This is a genomic window from Pedobacter sp. Leaf132, from assembly GCF_920984695.1.
GTDB lineage: Bacteria > Bacteroidota > Bacteroidia > Sphingobacteriales > Sphingobacteriaceae > Pedobacter.
This window is the reverse complement of sequence record NZ_CAKLBO010000011.1, coordinates 71,715-93,340: the sequence shown is the minus strand read 5'-3', so window position 1 is coordinate 93,340 and position 21,626 is coordinate 71,715. Positions and strand designations below refer to the sequence as shown.

The window sequence follows — 21,626 nt, the reverse complement described above, 5'->3', positions numbered from 1 at the left end:
GCTATATTTGCTTTGTAAAGATTTTATAAAACACCAGTTGTATTAAAATGTTTTAAAATAAGCTTTATAATATTGCCGCTACCGCATAGCCTTTATTCATAATCATAACGAAATCTATGCTTAAAAAACTTAAAACGAATGAAAAATAAAAAACTTGCTCTCCTTATTCTTGATGGATGGGGCTACGGAAAACACGACAATTCTGATGCTGCCTACGCTGCTAACACTCCATTTTTCGATTCATTGATTCAAAAATATCCAAACTCTAAATTAGAAGCATCTGGAGAAGCAGTTGGTTTACCAGCCGGACAAATGGGTAACTCGGAAGTTGGACACATGAATTTGGGCGCCGGAAGAGTAGTTTATCAGGAACTTGGAAGAATAAATAAAGCAATTGCCGACAGAGAATTACATAGCAATCCAATTTTAGTTAATGCTTTTGAATACGCAAAAGCCAATAACAAAGCAGTACATTTTATTGGTTTAGTTTCTAACGGAGGTGTACATGCGCACATTGAGCACCTAAAGGCATTATGCGATGCCGCTAATGAAGCAAACGTACAAAATAGTTATGTGCATGCCTTTTTAGATGGCAGAGATACCGACCCAAACTCTGGTTTAGGTTTCATTACAGATTTAGAAAATCATATCCAAAATTCATCAACAAAACTGGCTACTTTAATAGGCCGTTATTATGCAATGGATAGAGATAATCGTTGGGAACGCGTTAAAGAAGCATACGATGTAATGGTTAATGGTGTAGGTGAAAAATCTCAGGATGCATTAGCCAGTATAAGAAAATCTTACAGCGAAGGTGTAACAGACGAATTTATAAAGCCAGTGGTTTTAACACAAGCTAATGGAGCGCCTATTGCAACCATTAAAAATGATGATGTTGTAATTTGCTTCAATTTTAGAACAGATAGAGGTAGAGAAATTACATCAGCATTAACGCAAAAAGATTTTCCAGAACAGCAAATGCATAAATTACCGTTGTATTATGTTACAATGACAACTTATGATGAAAGTTTTGAGCGTGTAAATGTTGTTTTTACAAAGGATGATTTAACTCATACTATCGGACAGGTTTTAGCAGAACAAGGCAAAAACCAAATCAGAATTGCCGAAACAGAGAAATACCCTCATGTAACTTTCTTCTTTTCTGGAGGAAGAGAAACAGAATTTGCAAATGAGAAACGTATTTTGGTGCCTTCGCCAAAAGTTGCAACTTACGATTTACAGCCAGAAATGAGTGCTGCTGGAATTACAGATGCCATAACAAAAGAAATGGAAACAGGTTGGGCAGATTTTATTTGCTTAAACTTTGCCAATCCGGATATGGTTGGGCATACTGGTGTTTTCGAAGCCGTGATAAAAGCTGTGGAAACTGCTGATAAATGTGCAGAAACTGTTGTGAATAAAGGTTTGGAAAATGGATATTCATTTATCTTGCTTGCAGACCATGGCAATTCTGAATTTATGGTTAATAAGGACGGTTCACCTAATACGGCCCATACAACCAACCTAGTTCCATGCATTTTAATTGATAGCGATTATCATCAAATTGCAGATGGCAAATTAGGAGATATTGCGCCAACTGTTTTAAAAATATTAGGCCTAAACATCCCTGAAGAAATGACAGGCAACGTTTTAGTATAATGAACAAGAAATTAATATTTTTCGTATTTGCATTGGGTTTGCTTTCTTGCAATCAGGAAAAGCAAATAAAGGCAAATACAGATTTGTTATATTTTGATATTAAAGGATATTTTCAAAAAGAAAGTTTAAGACTACAGAAATTAAATCCAAAAATTTTAAAAGAAGTAAATATTAATGGTTCTGCCGAAACTAAAAAGCTAACCATTAAAGACTGGGAAAAAGAATTTTCCATTTTTGCGAATGCGGATATAAATAAAGCATCGTGGAGAGGAAGTTTTAAAGTTCAGAAAAATGATGAGGAGGTAACCTACACATCCTCAAACAAAAGAATACCAATTAAGAAGGTAGCTGTAAAATATTTTGGAGATGAGGTTAAGAAAGTTGAAATCATTATTTCGAACAAAAATATCCTCTACACTTCTGGTGATAGCCTTATTTATTATCCGGACAGTTTATATCTTGTTAAGAAACATCAAAAAATTAAACTTCTTAAGGCCAAAAAGTATCAGATAAAAGAAATATTTTAGACAAAAAAGGGCGAAATGTATTAAACATTTCGCCCTTTTTTATGATTTTCAAACATTACTTTAAGCTTGCAATTTGCGCTTTATCATAAGTAATCCAATCAATTATATCTTTTCTTAATGGCTGCAAGGTTAAAACCTTTTGAAAATCAGCTATCGAATTATTAAACAAAGCAACGCAAGCTTGTTTTTCTAAGTTTTTCTTCGCTTTAAAAGATTTGAAGATTGCATAATCTTTATAAGCTAAACCCCTGTTTTGAAGCATTTGGGTATCCTCTTCCCCACTCAACTCGCTTGCTTTAGTAAAATCTTTAATTGCGGCCAAGTAAAAATTTTCTCTCAATGAATTTAAAGATTGCTTAGGGTCGTTTGCAACATTTAAGCGTGCTTTACCTCTATAGTAGTATGCCGAAACTTCGGTTGGTTTTAAAACAATTAAATTGCTGTAAGTTGTTATCGAATTTTCATAATCACCGCTTTGGTAATATGAATAACCCAGCATCTTTTGTACATTAACATTATTTGGGTCTTTAGCGCCTGCTTTTTCTAATTGTGTAACTGCTGTTTTATAGTCACCTTTTAGCATTGCATCCATTATTTTTTTATCAATGCTACTTTGTGCGTAACTACTTGTTGATGAGATAATAATTAACCCTAAAATGGTATGTTTAATAAAGTTCATGTACTAATAATAAGTTTACAAATCTAAAATTTCAACAGAAACATTAGAGAAATATTCACGCAATATAAATCAATTCTTAGAAAATTAAGCGCTTTAATTTTTTTACATTGACTAAAACACTTAAACAATAGCATTAACGTAAGAATTTACTTTATATGATATTTGGCGAATAATTTATAATTCTCTGCCTTTTTATCATAACCTAATACCAATTTAGGCCTAACATTAAATTAAATGAACTTTGGCACAGGAGTTGAATTTAATGTATATAGATTAAACACACGCAAATCACCAACGACTTAACTGCCAGTTTGTCGTTATAAAGAACAACAATGAGTAAACACGATATATTTGATTTTAATACAGCAATGCCGATTATTAATGAGGATACCGAATTTTTCCCGCTGATGTCTCAGCAGGATGAGGAAGATATGAATAACGAGGAAACGCCTGAAGTTTTAGCGATATTACCATTACGTAATACTGTTTTATTTCCTGGCGTTGTTATTCCTATCACGGTTGGAAGAGATAAATCAATAAAATTGATTAAAGAAGCTTACAAAGGCAATAAAATAATTGGTGTTGTTTCTCAAAAAGATGTTTCGATTGAAGATCCAACGTTTGAGCAACTTAATACAGTTGGTACCGTAGCGCACATCATTAAATTACTTCAAATGCCTGATGGAAATACTACGGTTATCATTCAGGGTAAACAACGTTTCAGTTTAATTGCTGAGGTTCAGAATGAGCCATATATAACGGCAACAATTAAAAAGTTTGAAGAACAAAAACACAAAGCTGATAAAGAGTTTAAGGCATTAATTGCATCAATAAGAGAAATGTCGGCTCAAATTATTCAGCTTTCTCCAAATATTCCTACTGAAGCCAGCATTGCACTTAAAAATATAGAAAGCACTTCATTTTTGATAAACTTTATATCATCAAACATGAATGCCGAAATGGCTGATAAGCAAAAAATCCTTGAAATGGATAATTTGCTAAATAGAGCGCAAAAAGTGATGGAGCTTTTGATGGTGGAGTTGCAAATGCTTGAATTGAGAAATCAAATTCAGTCAAAAGTTCGTACGGATTTAGATAAGCAACAAAGAGATTATTTTTTAAATCAGCAGTTAAAAACCATTCAGGAAGAATTAGGTGGAAGTTCTGCAGATATCGAATTTGATGCTTTACAAGAAAGAGCTAAAAAGAAAAAATGGTCTAAACAAGTGGATACCCATTTTGATAAAGAGCTTGATAAACTTGGTAGAATGAATCCTGCTGCGCCAGATTATTCGGTACAGTTGAATTATTTGGAATTATTGCTTGATTTACCTTGGAGCGAATTAACTAAAGATAACTTTGATTTAAAGCGAGCCCAGCGGATTTTAGATAAAGACCACTTTGGCCTTGAAAAAGTTAAACAACGCATAATAGAATATCTGGCAGTTTTAAAACTGAAAAGAGATATGAAAGCGCCAATCCTTTGTTTGGTTGGCCCTCCGGGAGTTGGTAAAACATCTTTAGGAAAATCAATTGCCAAAGCCTTAGGACGTAATTATGTTCGTATGGCACTTGGTGGTATCAGAGATGAAGCCGAAGTTCGCGGACATAGAAAAACTTATATTGGTGCAATGCCAGGTAGAATTATTTCATCAATTAAAAAAGCTGGCGCCGATAATCCTGTTTTTGTTTTAGATGAAATTGATAAAGTTGGAACTGATCACAGAGGCGATCCTTCATCAGCTTTGCTTGAAGTTTTAGATCCTGAACAAAACAACGCTTTCTATGATCATTACGTAGAAGTAGATTACGATTTATCTAACGTTTTATTCATTGCAACCGCAAATTCATTAAGCACTATTCAACCGGCTTTGCTCGATCGTATGGAAATTATCGAAGTAAATGGCTACACAATTGAAGAGAAAATAGAAATCGCAAAGAAATTTTTATTACCAAAACAAAAAGAAAATCATGGTTTAAAACTTAAAGATATTGTACTTAAACCAAATTTGATTGAGAAAGTAATTGAAGATTATACAAGAGAAAGCGGTGTGCGTGGTTTAGAGAAAAAAATTGGTTCGTTGGTACGCGGTGTGGCAACTAAGCTGGCTATGGAAGAAGAATACAATATTACCTTAACCAATGACGATGTAGAGCGGATTTTAGGAGCGCCAATCTACGATAAGGATTTATACGAAGGTAATGAGGTTGCAGGTGTTGTTACCGGTTTAGCCTGGACAAGCGTTGGTGGAGATATTTTATTCATCGAATCGAGCTTAAGTCCTGGTAAAGGGAAACTTACTTTAACGGGTAATTTAGGTGATGTAATGAAAGAATCTGCTGTTATTGCCTTGGCGTATTTAAGAGCACATGCAAGTGAGTTTGGTATAGATTACACTTTATTTGATAATTGGGATGTTCACGTACACGTTCCGGCTGGTGCAACGCCAAAAGATGGCCCATCGGCAGGTGTAACCATGCTAACAGCATTAACATCGGCCTTTACGCAGCGAAAAGTAAAACAACATTTAGCAATGACTGGTGAGATTACATTACGTGGTAAAGTTTTGCCTGTTGGAGGAATTAAAGAAAAAATTCTTGCGGCCAAAAGAGCAAACATTAAAGAAATTATTTTATGCAAAAGCAACAGAAAGGATATTTTAGAGATTAAAGAAAGTTACATCAAAGACCTTAAGTTTCATTATGTAACTGAAATGAGTGAGGTAATTGAACTTGCTTTATTAAAAAATAAAGTTAAAAAACCACTGGATTTAAGCATAAAAACAACTGCAATTGTTAATTAATATTCAATAATTTACAATAATTGAATTGTGTAGATAATTTATTCAATTACATTAAATACTTTTATAGTCCCGATAATTATCGGGACTTTTTTTATGAAATCATTTTTACTATCTACAATTGCAGTATTACTTTATTGCTCGGCAAGTGCGCAAAGCTTTAAAAACGAGTTTGGCTTTAAAACTGAAAACGATGCTTACCTCGCAACTTTAAATGATAGATATTATACCAATGGCCTATTTATTTACTACAGGCGAGCATTAAACCCAGCTAATTTAACTGAAAACATAGAAAAGAAAACCTATGAAATTTCGGTTGGGCAAAAGATATATACACCTTATTGGGGAATGGTTGCTAACAAAGAAGACCAAGATAGACCTTTCGCAGGATACTTATATGCCGGCGCTTCATATTCAGTTTTTTATAAGAAAGAAAGTTTAATTAAAACTTCTGTTGAAATAGGAACAGTAGGAAAAAATTCGCTTGCTCAAGGCGCTCAAGAATTCCTTCATAAAACGGTTGGCTTTTATACACCTGCCGGATGGGATTACCAAATCAGAAATGAATTAGCGCTCAACCTATCTGCGAGCTACAGCAAATTGCTTATCCGCTCCAACGATAATGTGGTAGATTTAAGTGGAAACGGATATGCAAATTTAGGAACAACATTCAGCGGCCTGGGTGCTTCAGCAGTTTTTAGAACTGGTAGACTGAATCAGTTATTTAATTCTGCCTACCATAATGCAGTAATTGGAGAAGCTAAAACCAAGAGATTAAATAATTCGGAGTTTTTCTTCTATTTAAAACCGCAATTAAATGTGGTAGCTTATGATGCTACAATACAAGGCAGCTTGTTTAAGAATAATAGTCCGGTAACATTTGGTATTAAACCTGTAGTTTTTGAACAGCAATTTGGTGTTAATTACAGCTCACAGAGATTTACGATTGATTTTAATGTGATTTTTAAGACCAAAGAAGTTAAAAGTGCTGCGAAAGCTCAAAATTATGGAGGTTTGAGCTTGTATTATAGATTTGGAAAGTAATAGAAAAGGGATTTCCTTTAAAAGTCCATCCCCTATACCTTTTAATTGGTCAATTTTACCGAATTTGTGGCAACATATTGATCAAAATAAGCCATAACTTTGGCTTTTTTACTTGCATCATCAATAAAATAATATATTGGTCGAAATCCATCTTCCGATGCACCAATAAACCTCGCTCTTTCTTCTGTTCGAGAATTAAGCCAATCAGAAATATTCAAAAATACTTTCTTACTAAAGGTTTGTTCTTTTAACAATTTCATGTCGCCGCCTGTCGAAGTGTAGTAAACCTTTGCAAACGAGTTTGCATTTAAATTTTGTAGATCTATGTCGTCTAAATTTCCGGTTGGTAATCCAAAAGTATTTTTCATTGCATATCTCTGTCCTTCCATACTTATCTTCTGCCTATCGCCACCTCTCGAAACTGCCTGATAAATAACATCAAATTTTGCTCCTATATTAACACCAATCAAAACATGAGTTCCATATTTTTTAATTAGGTTTTCCGCATCAAGCGAATTTAAATCTTGCTTAAATTGATTAGTTATAAAGTTATTTACCGATTTATCATAATAGAACCTAAAGTTTTTTCTAATCATATAATTGGAATAATAGCCATAAACAAAATTTACATTTGCTGTGGTCGAAGCGGGAAAAGCTTCATTTACTGTGTTTCCAAAAATCTTTAAGCCCTTTGTTTCGGTATAATAATTTGAGAATTGTTCAGATAAATCTACTGCATCTTTAGCAATTAAAGTTTTCCAAGAAAATTTTGTACCCCTACTCAAGCTGACGGTATGCATTGGAGATGCATCAAAACGAGGTATATCAACTACGTTCGCCCTAATAGAAGTTTCACTATCGAAATTCTCGGTAACATCGTAGCCATAACCTAAATAATTGTAGGTAGCTGATGGTTGATACAATAATTTAGGCTCAACTGTAGAGCCTGTTATTGTTAAGGGTATGTCTGGAGATAGCTTTTCTACAGGAGTAATGATTTCTTCAACATCCTTTTTACAAGAAATAAGCGCAGCCGATACGGCTAAGGCAAATAGCAATTTTTTCATATTTTTCATTTGTGTGTGTGAACAATATTAATCATTTAACTTAAGACTTAGTTAAATGATTAAGAGTTTGATTAAAATTTTTAATGAAATGAAAAATATGATTGTGGTTTAGATTAGTTGATTAGAAATCTGGCTTAAATCTGTTTTTTTTCTTTTCAGAATTTGCAGCTTTATTCTTTAGCCTCTTCTCAATAACACCTTTTGGAATTTTCGTTGGCTTTCGCTTCTTCTCAACCAAAAGCGATTTCCTTATCAAATCAATTAATTTGAAAATTGTTTTTTCCTTGTTCATCAATTGACTCCTATCCTCTTGCGATACAATATGCAGCAAACCTTCTGCATCAATACGATTTGAGAGTTTATCTGACAACAATAGTTTTTCTTCATCAGATAAAAAATCTGCAGAGCTAATATTAAATATCAATTCTACTTTGCTCGAAACTTTATTTACATTTTGCCCACCTTTGCCGCCGCTTCTTGATGTTTTAAAAGATACACTTTTAAGGATTTGGGCTTTGTCTGGAATCATAAATTTTCAAATATTTAAAAAATAAAAAGGTTTTAAAGAAGACAAACCTACATTTTTATCGTTGCCATACAAAACATACTATTTTGTTTTTTGGCAGATAAATTATAACTTCAAGGCTTCATTCCTAAAAATTCGAGTATCACATCATGAACCAACAAACCTTTGTTGAAAAACTAGGCTATTTCTTGCGAACCATCCTATTCGTAATTATTTGCACCGTATTTATTTTCCTTCTTTTATGGACATTTTGCTACTCCCTTCACGTATTTTATTTGTTCCTGGCAACCTTAATTTTTGCAATTTTTTCATATTTCCGCAAAAAAAATAGAAAATTTATAACCATAACATTATTATCTGGCATTGCTTTATTTGTAATTTCAACGCCTTATAACTTACGCCAGTATAATAACCATGCAGCTGCTTTTCAAGATCAAATTAACCGCGGCTATCATTTACAATTTAAAGAAAAATGCGCCATTTACGGTACTTTATTAATTGTAATTACCGGAGACATAATTCCATTTCCAGAAGCCAGCATCCAAAATTTTTACTTGCTGTTTCCAAAAGATAGTAAAACCAGAATTTTTTATGATGATGATTTTCTGCAAGCGCCAGATATTCAAAAAATGATGCATCTAAAAGGAAAAAATAGTGTGGCCTGGAATAAATGGGGTGAACGTTTTAATGGTAATTTTAGATTTGCAGCCGCATTTGACCCATGCACTTTAGAGATTACAGATGAAGGAGACCACAAAAAAGCCACATTGGTTACCTATTTTAATTATCGCAAAAACTACACAACACACAATGCAAACCATGTTTTAAATGGCTTATTTGCATTTAGAATTGATGAAGGATTATTTTGGTATTTAGAGCATGAAGGCTGGTTACATCCATACAATTCAGTTTGGATTGCTAAAATAAAAAAATAAAAAAATGCGAACTTTTAAGTTCGCATTTTTGTTTTCCAAGCTAATTATTCATTATTGTGCGCCTATTTTATTTACATTTGCAGCACAATGAAAAAGAATATTGTTGTAGCTATTGATGGCTATTCATCTTGCGGAAAAAGTACGCTCGCAAAAGCACTTGCCAAAAAATTAGGCTTTATTTATGTAGATAGCGGAGCAATGTACCGGGCGGTTACCTTATATTTTTTACGAAACAATATTGATATAAGCAATGATGAAAAAGTTACAGATGCGTTACAACATATCGAATTGAATTTTCATTCCAGAGATTACCAATCTCACATTACTTTAAATGGCGAGGAAGTTTCTGATGAAATCCGTTTAATGCCTGTTTCTGAAAATGTTAGTGAAGTTTCTGCTCATAAAGTTGTACGCCACGAAATGGTAAAGCAGCAACAAAGAATGGGCAAATCGAAAAACATTGTAATGGATGGCCGTGATATCGGAACCACGGTTTTTCCGAACGCACCGGTAAAGTTTTTTATGACTGCCGACCCAAAAATCAGGGCAGAAAGAAGGTATAAAGAACTAGAAAGCAAGGGCAATAATTCCACTACTTTAGAAGAGGTTTTTGAAAATCTTGCCCACAGAGACTATGCTGATACAACCCGCAAAGAAAGTCCGTTGGTTAGAGCTGATGATGCTATTATTTTAGATAATACCAATTTAACTCAAGATGAACAATTGGCTTTCGCCTTAGAAAAAGTTGAGCTTCATTTAAATTAAACTATATAATTCATTTTCTTAGCCTACTGAATTAATTTAATTTCATATTTTTAGCAAAACCCTAAAATGCTAATCATGAAATTAAAATTTCTTTCTTTAATTGCCTTATTTATTTGCTTTTCAAACTTTAAATCTCAAGCTCAAAAAGGCTGGATTAATCTTTTTAATGGGAAAGATCTAAAAGACTGGACTGTGAAGATAGCCAAGCATGATTTGAATGATAATTATGGAAATACTTTCCGCGTTGAGGATGGTTTAATGAAAGTGAAATATGATGGCTATACCGATTTCAACCAGCAATATGGACATATTTATTATAAAAAGCCTTTTTCATATTATTTGCTAAGCGTTACTTACCGTTTTGTTGGCGAACAAGCCAAAGGCGGTGAAGGTTGGGCTTTAAGAAATAGTGGAGCAATGCTTCATTGTCAGGCGCCAGAAACCATATTAAAAGATCAGGATTTCCCTATATCAATTGAAGGGCAAATTCTTGGTGGCGATGGCGAGCATGAAAGACATACCAGTAATGTTTGCACCCCAGGAACACAAATCAATTTTCAAGGCAAATTATTTACACAACACTGCCTTGATTCTAAATCAAAAACTTATCATGGCGACCAATGGGTTACCGCACAATTTTTAGTTCTTGGCGATTCTGTAATTAAACACATCATTGATAACGAAGTAGTTCTGGAATATACAAAACCTCAAATTGGTGGTGGCAGTGTTTCAAATTTCGACCCTAAAGTAAAAACTGATGGTACACCACTTACTTCTGGTTACATTTCTTTGCAAAGCGAAAGCCATCCAATCGAGTTTAAAACAGTAAAACTTTTCGATTTACAATCTTATTCAAACAATAAAGAAAAGCTTGATAAAATTTTGAAGAAAATACTCAATCAAAAATAATCACCTAATCTCTGTTCAGATCCTTTAAAAAAACTAAGTTATCAAATGAATAGGAAAAAGTTTGTTAGCAGTTTTGAAAGCGATCACGATAACTAAAATTGTTATACAGGGAGCAACTCGTGATGGTGAGATATTTTGCTAAATATTATAATTTCTGAGTTTTAACCTGAGGTTTGTTACCTTTGGCACATTAAATGTGCATAAAGCATTTTAAACTGTGCAAGCATTTTCAGGCTTTGCCAAATCAAACAAATAACATAATGACTAAATTTTTATTTACTTTTTTTGCCCTCGCTCTATTAAATATACAACTTCAGGCACAAGAAATGTACCGCGTAAAAGCTGATAGATTGAATGTTAGAGCAACAGCAGAATCATCGAGTAAAGTTATTGGTTATGTAAAACAAGGCGAAACTGTACCTGTGTTGGATGCAACAAATGCTAAATTTTATAAAGTAAAAATTAAAAGTGGCGAAGGTTACGTGAGTAAAGATTTTTTGGAGAAGATTGCTTCACAAACTGCGGCTCCACAAAATAATGCAAGGCCAGATACTACTCAAGCAAATAGCCAAACGACGACAAAAACAGAAGATATTTATCGGGTAACAACAGATAATCTTCGTGTTAGAGATAAAGCTGACCCTAAAAGTAAGGTTATAGGTTATTTACCAGAAAATGAGAACGTTGCTGTAATAGATTCTACAAACAATAGTTACTTTAAAATAAAAGTAACAAACGGCGAAGGTTATGTAAGTAAAGAGTTTTTAGTTAGAGTATCGCCAGTTAAAAAGGCAGAAGCTCCGGTTGTAGCCGCCTCTGTTCCGAAGATTACTAAAGATTACTCAAACATAATCTTAATGGTTGTTAGCGCAGTTATACTGATTGCCATACTGTTTTTTATCTTTAAATATGCAAAAGGAAATGGTGTATTTATTTCGATTGTAACATTAGTCGTTTTGGTTATGGGCTACTTCTGCTACATTACGTTTTTAAAAGAAAAAACCATTTCTGGCCAGTTTGCAACTACAGAGGATGTTCAATACCAATCATTCGATTTTAAAAGCAAAGATTTGGTAACTGTTACCGATGTTTTTACAGGCTCCTCTTTTAGTTCAAAATACATTATTGAAGGTGATATGATAAAGTTATATGACCAGCAGAATACTATTATGTTATTGATTAGAGATGAAAATACTTTAATTGGTGAAGGGTTTACGAGAGGTGTTTTTACCAAGAAATAATCAGAAACTTCCTTATTAAAGGCTTAGCTTTAAAATTTTTTATCGTTAACGGCTGCCATAGTGATTAAAGTGCTTTTTGATACAGACTTATTCCGCCCAATCGCGTCATTTCAAATATTTAGATAGAATAACGACGAAGCTAATGATAGTAATCTTTTAAATAGAATTAAGCTTCTCTATCAGGAACTTAGAAACCTCGTTAAAATAGCGTTTACGGCCATAACCCATAACCCATTGTATGCCTTGAGTTGCATTAGTAATGAAAACCTCTTCTGCTTCATTCAAAATTTCCGGACTGATTTGCGCTTCAATTAGCTCCATATCATTCATTTTCGCAATTTCCATGATAGCGCTTCTCATTACACCGCCCACACAACCTTCGGTTAAAGCTGGCGTGTAAATTTGCTTGTTGTAAACTACAAATACGTTTGCGCTAATACTTTCGCATAAAAAGCCATTCTGGTTTAAAATCATTGCTTCATCTAGTCGGTTTTGGCTTTTGAAAATACCTGCCATAACATAAAGCAATGCATTTGAGGTTTTGAAGTTTGATAAACGATTAATTGGCTTGGTCATTTCATCAAACACATCGATAATTAAACCTTTCGCATTTAATTCGTACAGGTTTGTTTTTAAAGGAATACCTTCTAAAATGTAACCAGCCTTATTTATTTCGGGCGTGTAAACACCAGCACCAGTTCTGTAAACCGATAACCTAAACCTAACATTACCATTCCATTTATTACGCTTGCAAAGCTCAGCAGTTTTCTGTTTGATGAAATAATCATCCATCAAGGCATATCCATCCATTTTAAGTGCTTTCATACCTGCTACAAGCCTATCGGCATGCAACTCTGCAAACTGAAGTTTATTGTTTATCATCCGCATACTTTCGAATAAGCCATCGCCGAATTTAAAACCTCGGTTAGATGCGGTTAGAACAGGTAATTCTGCTAACTGAAATTCATCATTAAATAGTATGTATTGCTGAACCATATTTTAAGATGCCGCGATATAATTTTCCCATTTGTTTAATGCTGCTTTAAAATCGGCAGGCAATGGCGATTCAAAAAACATATATTCTTTTGTTGTAGGATGAATAAAACCTAAACTTTGCGCATGCAGCGCCTGGCGGGGCAATAACTCGAAACAGTTATCTACAAATTGTTTGTATTTATTAAAGGTTGTTCCTTTCAAAATTTTATCGCCTCCATACATGGTATCGTTAAATAACGGATGACCAATGTGTTGCATGTGGGCTCTTATTTGATGTGTACGGCCGGTTTCTAATTCGCAACTGATTAATGTTACATAACCTAAACGTTTTAAAACCTTGTAGTGTGTTACAGACCATTTGCCTTTCTCTTCATCATCGTAAATATCCATAACCCGCCTGTCTTTTACACTTCTGCCAATGTAACCATTAACCGTGCCATCATGCTCAATATCGCCCCAAACCAAAGCAATATATTTTCTGGTGATGCTGTGATCAAAAAACTGGCGTGCTAAATGAGTTATCGATTTTTCATTTTTACTAATTAACAACAAGCCGCTGGTATCTTTATCTATTCTATGCACCAAGCCTGGGCGGCCATCGTTGCCCGGTAATTGTGGAAGTTGCTCAAAATGAAATGCCAAAGCATTAACGAGCGTACCTGTATAATTATTAAAGCCAGGGTGAACAACCATTCCAGCAACTTTATTTACCACAAGCAAATCGCTGTCTTCATAAATAATATCAAGTGGAATATCCTCCGGATAAACTTCAGTATCGCGTGGCGGATGAGGCAAAACAACAGAAATTTCATCCAAAGGTTTAACCTTGTAGCTTGGTTTAATCTGCTTTTTATTCACTAAAACATTACCGGCATCAATTGCATTTTGAATACGATTGCGAGAAGCATTTTCTACACGAACCATTAAAAATTTATCTATTCGCAACAGCGACTGCCCTTTGTCGACAATAATTTTTAAGTGTTCATATAATTCTTGTTCTTCTGATTCTTGCAAGTCGGCAATATTTTCCATTAGGCAAAAATATGTTTTTTAAGTGGATAAAATTTGAATTAAGAATCACAGAAAAAACAAAGAAATATGTTAGCGGGGTATGTTTAGCTTATTTATGCTTCTATTCGCATTACGTTTATGTTAAATATTTTGATTATTAGCATTTTAACCTAAATGAATCGTATCTTCGCATATAAATTATATAACAGCTCCATGAAACAAACGCTCCATTTTCATTTAGGTGTGCAAATATTACCCCAACACCTTAATCTAAAAAAATGCTCTTTATTCAATTTTATTTGAGAGGTAGCACATTTTTAAGATGCTGATGCAGAATTAAATAAATACGCATTAAGTTTATATTAACAAATCAAAAACAATTTGCCAAGAATTAATGTTTGGCTTATTATTTGCTCTCAACTATTAGTAAAACAAAAATCCTATGAAAAATTTTACCCAAAATGTAAAGATTGTTCTAAATTTCTTTCCTTATCTAGTAAGAAAGATATATTTTAAGTAATCACCCGGCTAAAAGAACAAAAGAAACACTTGCCATTAGCAGGTGTTTTTTATTTTTACACGTGTTTGAAAAAATATACAGTCCAGTAGAGCAAATAAAGCTTGCTCCGTTTAACAACCTTTATGTTAAACGAGATGATTTAATCGATCCTTTTATTTCTGGTAATAAATGGCGCAAGTTAAAGTACATACTTCAAAGCGCTGAAAAAGAAGCTAAAAATCATTTAGTAACCTTTGGCGGGGCTTATTCCAATCATCTTTTAGCAACCGCTGCTGTAGCAGCAAAAGCCAGCCTAACTTCTACAGCATTTGTTCGTGGTGAACGTGTTGAAAATGAAATGCTTCTACTTTGTACCCTATTCGGGATGAATTTAATTTTTATCGATAGAGAAGCTTACAAAGACAAAAAATCTTTATTTAAAAAACATTTCGGCGATGATAAAAACGCCTATTTTATTGATGAAGGAGGTGCGTCTTTGCAGGCCACTTTAGGTTGTGCAGAAATTATCGACGAATTATTAGAACCCTATACACACATTTTTTGCGCCGCCGGAACCGGAACTACCTCAGCAGGTCTATTAAAAGGCATTTTAAATCATAAACTTAAAACTAAACTAAACATTATACCTGTTTTAAAGGGTGGAGATTTTATAAAGAACGAAGTTTCTAAATATGTTTCGAACACCGAAAATTTAGTATTGCATACAGATTATCATTTCGGTGGTTACGCAAAAACAACCCCAGAACTTATCAGCTTTATAAAGAAATTTACCTCGAGCACCGGTTTATTAATTGACCCGGTTTATACCGCTAAAATGTTTTATGCAGTTATTGATTTGCAGAAAAATAATTACTTCACACACAACGACAAAATACTTACCATACATTCTGGGGGCCTAATGGGGATTTTCGGAATGAAAGATAAATTTACTATCTCATCAACTATTAAATAAGCTCATATTTAACAATAATCAATTGAGCAATAAATGTTTAAATAAAAAAAGCCCATTGACACAATGGGCTTAAAGTTCGCGAGGAGATTGTCGTTTTATAACCTGGGTTAAAAAAGGGAGCAATCATCTTCAGCATGTATTCAATAAACACAACCAAGGGCTTAAGCGAAATAAAATCGACCTTTAATTAAAAATGAAGTTTTATTCAAGACAATCGGCTAGCATTTAATGGAGCAGCAGACATAAAGCCAGCTGTTTGCAAAATTCTTATTTCAAATATATTGCTTTGGGTATTGATTTACAAATGCTTTTTATATTAAGTTTTTAAATCAACATCTTTATTTATAATATCATTTTCAAAAAACTGAGCTAATTCATCAATGGCTTTCAATGAGTTAAAATCATTTGTTTTAAATGGTTTGGCCAGGTGCGCTTTAACCTGCTTATATTTTGCAGATTTAGTTTTATCTTCAACACTGTTAAATGCCGTAACCAGCACAACAAATATTTGATCATAGAAAGGATTTTTTTCTAATTCATCAAGTATTTCCCAACCGCTTAAACCGGGCATGCTTATATCAAGAAAAATCAGGAAATTAATTTCTGCTGATGCCTGAGCATTTATATAATTTAAGGCAGATTGCCCATCGGGAAAATAATCTGTATCCCAAACCGGTCGGCAATCTTCAATCATTATTTTATGAATAAACAAAACCAGTTTATCATCATCTATAACTATTGCCCTTTTACGTTTCATAAAACTTTTAAGTAAAATTTTTTCGGTCTGATTTTATATCAACATAAATGTTTTATTGATATCCTAACGAAGATAAAATCAATTTATCAAATTTTTGTAACCATTCTATTCATTTTTATTCGGAAAGAATTTTAAAACCTCCAGAACATAAGTGTACCGGTAACTTAGGCACTGACCGTTTAGCTGCATTTTTATTCCAAGCATCTAGTTATGGAAATGGTTTGGCAACAGATGATTTGTATATTTTATATACCAATGCTGCTGTACGAAAAGGCTTTATGAATAGAGCAAGCAGAACAAGTGCTTAAAATTCGGCAAATGTGATAACGAAATATAATAACACTAAAATTTTTGAGGAAGGTGTTAAAGTGATTCGTTTATCAGAAGTTTATTTAATTCGTGCTGAGGCGAGGGCTAAACAAACAGGAAAAGATGCATTAGCTGCAGCAAATTTGGATGTAATTTCAAAGCATGCTGATGCATCTGTGGCAACAACAACTGCTACCCGTGCAGCTTTGCAAAGCCTAATTTTAGTAGAAAACCGTAAAGAATTTGCTTTTGAAGGTCATCGTTTGTTCGACTTAATCCGTAATAGATTAGGTTTTACTAAATATCGTACCGGAGGTACTACCATTCCTATTCCTGCAAATTCAAACAAAACAATTTTGCCAATTCCATTGGCAGAAACCGAATATAGAGCAGAATGATGGTTATAAATAGATTTTCATTAACCCGATAATGCCTAAAATGGATTTTTTCATTAATATGTAAAGAGCCATTATTTTTATAAAGATGCTTCATTAGCATAAAAAGCTAAATTGCCATCATCCTACTCTTAGCATTTCAATACAAATGTTTCTGCTTACACATACTTTCAAAACCCAATTAAGTTCTCATCTAATAATGATAGATAAAATAGATTTAATATGTTCTCTAAATGAAAACACTAAAACTGTTCAACCTTTTGCTCATTTGTCTCAATTTTGTTCATTATGCCCAAAAGTTTCCATAACTAATTAACTTTAGCCTAATCGCTTTTGAAATCTACCTTCAATTGCAACATAAACCCTGCTAACCAAAGTATTTTGCCAAAAGGCATTTAATATTCACCTACCTATGAAAAACATTATTTTATTTTTTTTTCTGCTAAGTAGCCATAGTTTGCTTGCTCAAAAACCCTTTGTAGATTTATCAGGTTTTAAGAAAAATGGCGCAATTGCTACCGTAAATCAAAAAATAATAACTTTAAGCTGGCCAGCAGGCGAAAAAGGTGTAGGAAGAATACAATTAGATTTGGATGAAAAAAATCCGTTATTCAAAAGTATCCAGTTAGGAAAAGGCAATAAATTTAAAGAGATTATTGCGGGATTAGACCCGGCATTTGTACTTACAATTGGTAAACGTACACTTAGCCCATCAAGCGGTGGTTGGGATGTATTTTTCGATAGAGTACCTCGAAAACCTTATAAATCTTATGCGGTTGATATTGCGAAGAAAAGTGCAAAAATATCAACAAACGGACAACATACAATCGTTACCATAGCCGGTGCAAATGCAGATAGATTTAAGGGCAATATAGAAATTACCTTATATAATGGCAGTCCGTTATTTAATGTGGCAGCAGTTTTATCTACAGAAACAGATTCTACGGCAATTCTTTATGATGCAGGTTTAGTTAATAAAAAAGCTTTATGGAAATCAATGGCATGGGCTGATATCGATGATAAAATGCAATCGAGCAAACCAACCGCTAGCGATACCAGCCGAAATTTAGAAGTTAAATACAGAACCATAATTGGAGAAAGCACAGGCGGAAGTTTGGCTTTATTTCCTGCACCGCACCAATATTTTTATCCTTTGGATGAAGCATTCAATCTGAAATTCACTTGGTACGGCAAAAATTTTCATAATTTAATACCAGAATTTGGAATGGGTATAAGGCAAGATCCATTAGGCGATAAAAGATATGTACCTTGGTTTAATGCGCCACCAAAAACCGAACAACGCCTTAATTTTTTCTGCTTGATAGATACTGATGATGCGACAAAAACGCTTGATGAAGTAAAACTATTTACACATGGTGATAAATTTAAACCGGTTAAGGGCTACAAAACTTTGGCTACTCATTTTCATAATGAGTTTATTAGCGATGTGGCACTATCTGGTAAGGAAATTCCTGAAAAGCCTGAATTTGTAGATGTGCTTAAAAAACACGGTTTAGATATTGTAAAGCTTGCAGAGTTTCATGGACCGGGCCATCCTAAAGGACCTGAAATTGAAAGAATAAAGGAGCTAAAATCTCTTTTTGAACAAACTAAACGACTCTCTGATTCAACCTTTCTGTTGTTACCCGGAGAAGAAGCCAATAACTTTTATGGTGGCCATTGGCTTGCATTTTTCCCCAAACCGGTTTATTGGATTATGTCGCGGAAAGCTGAAGAACCTTTTCTTACAGATGTAGCCGGGCTTGGGAAAGTTTATCGTGTTGCGAATAAAGAAGAAATGCTTAAATTATTGGAGCTGGAAAATGGCTTAGCCTGGACTGCTCATGCACGTACGAAAGCATCAACAGGTTATCCTGATAATTATAAAGAAGAAGCATTTTTTAAATCAGACACCTATTTAGGAGCAGCCTGGAAAGCAATTCCTGCAGATTTATCAATTGCTACATTAAGCCAGCGTGTTTTAAAATTATACGATGATATGGCCAACTGGGGCTTAAAAAAACATGTATTATCAGAAGCGGATATTTTTACAATTACACATCAGAATGAAATGTATGCGCACTTAAATGTTAATTATCTGGAAATGGACAAGCTACCAAATTACGAGCAAGGTTGGCAACCCGTTTTAGATGCACTTAGAAAAGGGAAATTTTTTGTATCTACCGGAGAAGTTGTGATTCCAAATTTTAGCATCAATAATAAAAAATCAGGCGAAGCCTTAAAATTAGATGATGCGGGTAATGCATTAATTAAGCTGAAACTGGATTGGACTTTCCCGATGAATTATGCAGAAATTGTTTCGGGTGATGGAAAAGAAATATATCGGGAACGCTTTAATTTGAATGATACGAGCGCTTTTGGTCAGAAAGATTATAGCTGGAAAGTTAATTTAAAAGGCAGAAAATGGGTAAGATTAGAGGCTTGGGACATAGCAGCCAATGGTGCTTTTACGCAAATGATTTGGCTGGAGTAATTTCCAGCCAAATCATTTCTTTTTTTAGTTCAGCCCGATTTTAATCAAATTGAAAGAATAAGGTTTTAAGCGCACATTTAGGCCTTTACCTTTCATATTGTAAATACTTTTTTGCGGACTAACCGCTAAAGGATTTTCAAAAGAATTCAATTGATTTAAATTATCATCGCTCATCGTTTCTATTGAATATTTTGATTTTAGTTTGGCCTTTCCGAGCAGAGTAAAATCAATATGCTGCTCTTCCGCAGCATTATTTGCAATTTTTATTATTAATTCTTTTTTGGTTTTATCCAATACCGATGATGCATATAATCCATTTTGCCCGGTAATATTTTTTCCATTTAAAGTTATAGCTATTACATCGGTACCTTTATTTGTAGAAAATAGCTTTTGTATATAATAATCTGGTGTTCCGTACGATTTTAAATTATCAACCCAAATCATGTCAGGCGCCCATTGCCATGCATCTACATGAGCAAAAAGTGGTGCATACGATGCCATTTGAACAACATCGGCGTTACGCTCTAAACCTGTCATGAGCGATGCAGAAGCCAACGCACTTTGCCAGTTATTCTTTTCCTTACCAGTTAAATTTTTATCAGCATGTACAGCATATTCCCCTACAAAAACTTTGGTATCATTTCTTGGGTAATTATCATACCGACCGGCGTTTTTTAGAAACCACTCTGCCGAACGATAGTAGTGCTCATCGATAAAATCTGCCTTTTCATTTCTTAAATAATTATCGAGCAGGTTAAAACGATCGCCTTCTGGGTCGGTGCCAGAGCTATAAATTAATTTGATGTTTGGATACTTTGCCTTAATTGCAGCCTTAAACAAAGCCACACGCTCCATATACTGCGGACCCCAATTCTCATTTCCCACGCCTAACATCTTTAAATTAAAAGGTTTTGCGTGCCCTAATTCAATTCTTTTTTTACCCCAAACAGTAGAAGCATCGCCATTGGCAAACTCAATTAAATCCAAAGCATCCTGAATGTAAGGCTGCAATTCATCGAGCGCAACCACTTCGCCAGAATTAAACTGGCAAGCCATACCACAATTTAAAATCGGTAATGCATCCGAGCCTATATCTTCTGCCAATTGAAAATACTCAAAAAAACCTAAGCCAAAGCTTTGGTAATAATCTGGCGCAGGGCGATGAGCAAATTCATTGTTCCACCGGTTTACAATCATTTTTCTACCTTCGATTGGTCCGATTGTATTTTTCCATTGATACCGATTAGCTAAATCGGTGCCTTCTACAATGCATCCACCAGGAAAACGGATAAAGCCAGGCTTCATATCTGCTAACAACTGAACCATATCAGCCCTTAAACCTTGAGGCCGGTTTTTCCAGGTATCTCCAGGAAATAATGAAATCATATCTAAATCGATATGGCCATTGCCTTTAAATACTATAGAAAATTTGGCTTTTGCACTACTTTCTGTCGCAACAAAACTTAGCGATTGTTTATGCCATCCATCACCAATATTATCGGGTTTAAAATTACCCTGAGCGATAATTTTATTATTTTCATCCTTAAGCTGTAAAACCATGGTAACGCCAACTTTTGCCTGGCGATACATTACAGAAAAATTATAACTCAAATCTTTTTTTACACCAATTCCTTTAAAACCTTCATTTACAAGTTCAAAATCGGTAGTGTTTTTGTGCACTTGCAAATACCTTGGGTTTGCCTGATTTACTTCTTTGCGGTTAACAACCAAAACTTCGCCTTCTTGCGGCTTATCTCTAACGATAGACCAACCCATTAATGGCTTCGCAAATTCGAAAGACCTGTTCTTAATTAATTCTGCATAAATGCCACCATCAGCCCCAAAATTAATATCCTCAAAAAAAACACCCCACATATTTGGCTGCACTTTGGCAATGCTTTTATTCGTCTCCAAGTTTATGATATGATTATTTTGAGCATGGACAAATGATACTGCAAAAAACTTAATCGCAATAACACTGCAAAACCAATACTTTAAATTTGAATGGATTGTCATTAGAAATATTTTTTTTTATAGAT

General features: G+C 34.1%; 18 protein-coding genes. 11 read left to right on the top strand and 7 right to left on the bottom strand.

Going from position 1 to position 21,626, the window contains the following annotated elements:
• The first annotated feature begins 138 nt into the window (after positions 1 to 138).
• Both gpmI and LUA86_RS16950 read left to right on the top strand, forming a co-directional pair.
• Positions 139 to 1,659, top strand: a complete 1,521-nt coding sequence (gene gpmI / locus LUA86_RS16955) for a 2,3-bisphosphoglycerate-independent phosphoglycerate mutase (RefSeq protein WP_231464986.1) — start codon at positions 139 to 141, stop codon at positions 1,657 to 1,659.
• On the top strand, positions 1,659 to 2,186 hold the full coding sequence (locus LUA86_RS16950; protein WP_231464985.1) for a hypothetical protein: 528 nt from the start codon (positions 1,659 to 1,661) through the stop codon (positions 2,184 to 2,186). The genes gpmI and LUA86_RS16950 overlap by 1 nt, the downstream gene beginning before the upstream one ends.
• Positions 2,187 to 2,241: 55 nt before the next feature.
• Here the strand turns inward: LUA86_RS16950 and LUA86_RS16945 are convergent, their stop codons facing one another.
• The gene (locus tag LUA86_RS16945) at positions 2,242 to 2,865 is read right to left on the bottom strand and encodes a tetratricopeptide repeat protein (protein ID WP_231464983.1); all 624 of its coding nucleotides are present in this window, start codon (positions 2,863 to 2,865) and stop codon (positions 2,242 to 2,244) included.
• Positions 2,866 to 3,197: 332 nt separating this feature from the next.
• Between LUA86_RS16945 and lon the strand changes: the two genes are divergently transcribed.
• Positions 3,198 to 5,669 carry an endopeptidase La gene (lon, locus tag LUA86_RS16940; protein WP_231464982.1) on the top strand — a complete coding sequence of 824 codons (2,472 nt, stop codon included), beginning with the start codon at positions 3,198 to 3,200 and terminating at the stop codon, positions 5,667 to 5,669.
• Positions 5,670 to 5,762: 93 nt separating this feature from the next.
• Complete coding sequence (locus LUA86_RS16935; RefSeq protein WP_231464980.1) at positions 5,763 to 6,710, top strand: lipid A deacylase LpxR family protein; 948 nt, start codon at positions 5,763 to 5,765, stop codon at positions 6,708 to 6,710.
• Positions 6,711 to 6,751: 41 nt separating this feature from the next.
• On the opposite strand, the gene LUA86_RS16930 is transcribed toward LUA86_RS16935, so the two are convergent.
• Both LUA86_RS16930 and arfB read right to left on the bottom strand, forming a co-directional pair.
• Positions 6,752 to 7,777, bottom strand: coding sequence for an MAC/perforin domain-containing protein (locus tag LUA86_RS16930; RefSeq protein WP_231464978.1), 1,026 nt, complete (start codon positions 7,775 to 7,777; stop codon positions 6,752 to 6,754).
• Positions 7,778 to 7,898: 121 nt separating this feature from the next.
• The gene (gene arfB, locus LUA86_RS16925; protein ID WP_231464976.1) at positions 7,899 to 8,306 is read right to left on the bottom strand and encodes an alternative ribosome rescue aminoacyl-tRNA hydrolase ArfB; all 408 of its coding nucleotides are present in this window, start codon (positions 8,304 to 8,306) and stop codon (positions 7,899 to 7,901) included.
• Positions 8,307 to 8,452: 146 nt separating this feature from the next.
• Between arfB and LUA86_RS16920 the strand changes: the two genes are divergently transcribed.
• The 4 genes from LUA86_RS16920 to LUA86_RS16905 all read left to right on the top strand — a co-directional run bounded on the left by LUA86_RS16920 (position 8,453) and on the right by LUA86_RS16905 (position 12,153).
• Positions 8,453 to 9,238: a hypothetical protein gene (locus LUA86_RS16920; RefSeq protein ID WP_231464974.1), complete on the top strand. Its 786-nt coding sequence runs from the start codon at positions 8,453 to 8,455 to the stop codon at positions 9,236 to 9,238.
• An 87-nt stretch (positions 9,239 to 9,325) separates the two neighbouring features.
• On the top strand, positions 9,326 to 10,003 hold the full coding sequence (gene cmk / locus LUA86_RS16915) for a (d)CMP kinase (protein ID WP_231464972.1): 678 nt from the start codon (positions 9,326 to 9,328) through the stop codon (positions 10,001 to 10,003).
• 75 nt (positions 10,004 to 10,078) lie between these two features.
• Positions 10,079 to 10,912 (top strand): DUF1080 domain-containing protein, encoded by an 834-nt coding sequence (locus tag LUA86_RS16910; RefSeq protein WP_231464971.1) that lies wholly within the window; start codon positions 10,079 to 10,081, stop codon positions 10,910 to 10,912.
• Between the two features lie 260 nt (positions 10,913 to 11,172).
• On the top strand, positions 11,173 to 12,153 hold the full coding sequence (locus LUA86_RS16905) for an SH3 domain-containing protein (RefSeq protein ID WP_231464969.1): 981 nt from the start codon (positions 11,173 to 11,175) through the stop codon (positions 12,151 to 12,153).
• A gap of 156 nt (positions 12,154 to 12,309) precedes the next feature.
• Here LUA86_RS16905 and LUA86_RS16900 read toward each other — a convergent pair whose 3' ends face one another.
• Together LUA86_RS16900 and LUA86_RS16895 are read right to left on the bottom strand one after the other, a co-directional pair.
• Positions 12,310 to 13,149 carry an aminotransferase class IV gene (locus tag LUA86_RS16900; RefSeq protein WP_231464967.1) on the bottom strand — a complete coding sequence of 280 codons (840 nt, stop codon included), beginning with the start codon at positions 13,147 to 13,149 and terminating at the stop codon, positions 12,310 to 12,312.
• 3 nt (positions 13,150 to 13,152) lie between these two features.
• A complete protein-coding gene (locus tag LUA86_RS16895; RefSeq protein ID WP_231464965.1) occupies positions 13,153 to 14,181 on the bottom strand; it encodes an RluA family pseudouridine synthase in 1,029 nt (342 codons plus the stop codon).
• Positions 14,182 to 14,741: 560 nt separating this feature from the next.
• On the opposite strand from LUA86_RS16895, the gene LUA86_RS16890 reads away from it, so the two are divergent.
• Positions 14,742 to 15,632, top strand: a complete 891-nt coding sequence (locus LUA86_RS16890; protein ID WP_231464963.1) for a 1-aminocyclopropane-1-carboxylate deaminase/D-cysteine desulfhydrase — start codon at positions 14,742 to 14,744, stop codon at positions 15,630 to 15,632.
• Between the two features lie 316 nt (positions 15,633 to 15,948).
• Here the strand turns inward: LUA86_RS16890 and LUA86_RS16885 are convergent, their stop codons facing one another.
• The gene (locus LUA86_RS16885; RefSeq protein ID WP_231464961.1) at positions 15,949 to 16,389 is read right to left on the bottom strand and encodes a response regulator; all 441 of its coding nucleotides are present in this window, start codon (positions 16,387 to 16,389) and stop codon (positions 15,949 to 15,951) included.
• 320 nt (positions 16,390 to 16,709) lie between these two features.
• Here LUA86_RS16885 and LUA86_RS16880 point away from each other — a divergent pair, with 320 nt between their 5' ends.
• Together LUA86_RS16880 and LUA86_RS16875 are read left to right on the top strand one after the other, a co-directional pair.
• A complete protein-coding gene (locus LUA86_RS16880) occupies positions 16,710 to 17,096 on the top strand; it encodes a RagB/SusD family nutrient uptake outer membrane protein (RefSeq protein WP_231464959.1) in 387 nt (128 codons plus the stop codon).
• A gap of 409 nt (positions 17,097 to 17,505) precedes the next feature.
• A complete protein-coding gene (locus tag LUA86_RS16875) occupies positions 17,506 to 19,587 on the top strand; it encodes a hypothetical protein (RefSeq protein ID WP_231464957.1) in 2,082 nt (693 codons plus the stop codon).
• A 24-nt stretch (positions 19,588 to 19,611) separates the two neighbouring features.
• On the opposite strand, the gene LUA86_RS16870 is transcribed toward LUA86_RS16875, so the two are convergent.
• On the bottom strand, positions 19,612 to 21,501 hold the full coding sequence (locus LUA86_RS16870) for an alpha-L-arabinofuranosidase C-terminal domain-containing protein (protein WP_231464955.1): 1,890 nt from the start codon (positions 21,499 to 21,501) through the stop codon (positions 19,612 to 19,614).
• Positions 21,502 to 21,626: the final 125 nt, after the last annotated feature.

Coding starts and splice junctions, on each gene's coding strand:
- gpmI (WP_231464986.1), top strand. CDS start 139: ATGAAAAATAAAAAACTTGCTCTCCTTATTCTTGATGGATGGGGCTAC.
- LUA86_RS16950 (WP_231464985.1), top strand. CDS start 1,659: ATGAACAAGAAATTAATATTTTTCGTATTTGCATTGGGTTTGCTTTCT.
- LUA86_RS16945 (WP_231464983.1), bottom strand. CDS start 2,865: ATGAACTTTATTAAACATACCATTTTAGGGTTAATTATTATCTCATCA.
- lon (WP_231464982.1), top strand. CDS start 3,198: ATGAGTAAACACGATATATTTGATTTTAATACAGCAATGCCGATTATT.
- LUA86_RS16935 (WP_231464980.1), top strand. CDS start 5,763: ATGAAATCATTTTTACTATCTACAATTGCAGTATTACTTTATTGCTCG.
- LUA86_RS16930 (WP_231464978.1), bottom strand. CDS start 7,777: ATGAAAAAATTGCTATTTGCCTTAGCCGTATCGGCTGCGCTTATTTCT.
- arfB (WP_231464976.1), bottom strand. CDS start 8,306: ATGATTCCAGACAAAGCCCAAATCCTTAAAAGTGTATCTTTTAAAACA.
- LUA86_RS16920 (WP_231464974.1), top strand. CDS start 8,453: ATGAACCAACAAACCTTTGTTGAAAAACTAGGCTATTTCTTGCGAACC.
- cmk (WP_231464972.1), top strand. CDS start 9,326: ATGAAAAAGAATATTGTTGTAGCTATTGATGGCTATTCATCTTGCGGA.
- LUA86_RS16910 (WP_231464971.1), top strand. CDS start 10,079: ATGAAATTAAAATTTCTTTCTTTAATTGCCTTATTTATTTGCTTTTCA.
- LUA86_RS16905 (WP_231464969.1), top strand. CDS start 11,173: ATGACTAAATTTTTATTTACTTTTTTTGCCCTCGCTCTATTAAATATA.
- LUA86_RS16900 (WP_231464967.1), bottom strand. CDS start 13,149: ATGGTTCAGCAATACATACTATTTAATGATGAATTTCAGTTAGCAGAA.
- LUA86_RS16895 (WP_231464965.1), bottom strand. CDS start 14,181: ATGGAAAATATTGCCGACTTGCAAGAATCAGAAGAACAAGAATTATAT.
- LUA86_RS16885 (WP_231464961.1), bottom strand. CDS start 16,389: ATGAAACGTAAAAGGGCAATAGTTATAGATGATGATAAACTGGTTTTG.
- LUA86_RS16875 (WP_231464957.1), top strand. CDS start 17,506: ATGAAAAACATTATTTTATTTTTTTTTCTGCTAAGTAGCCATAGTTTG.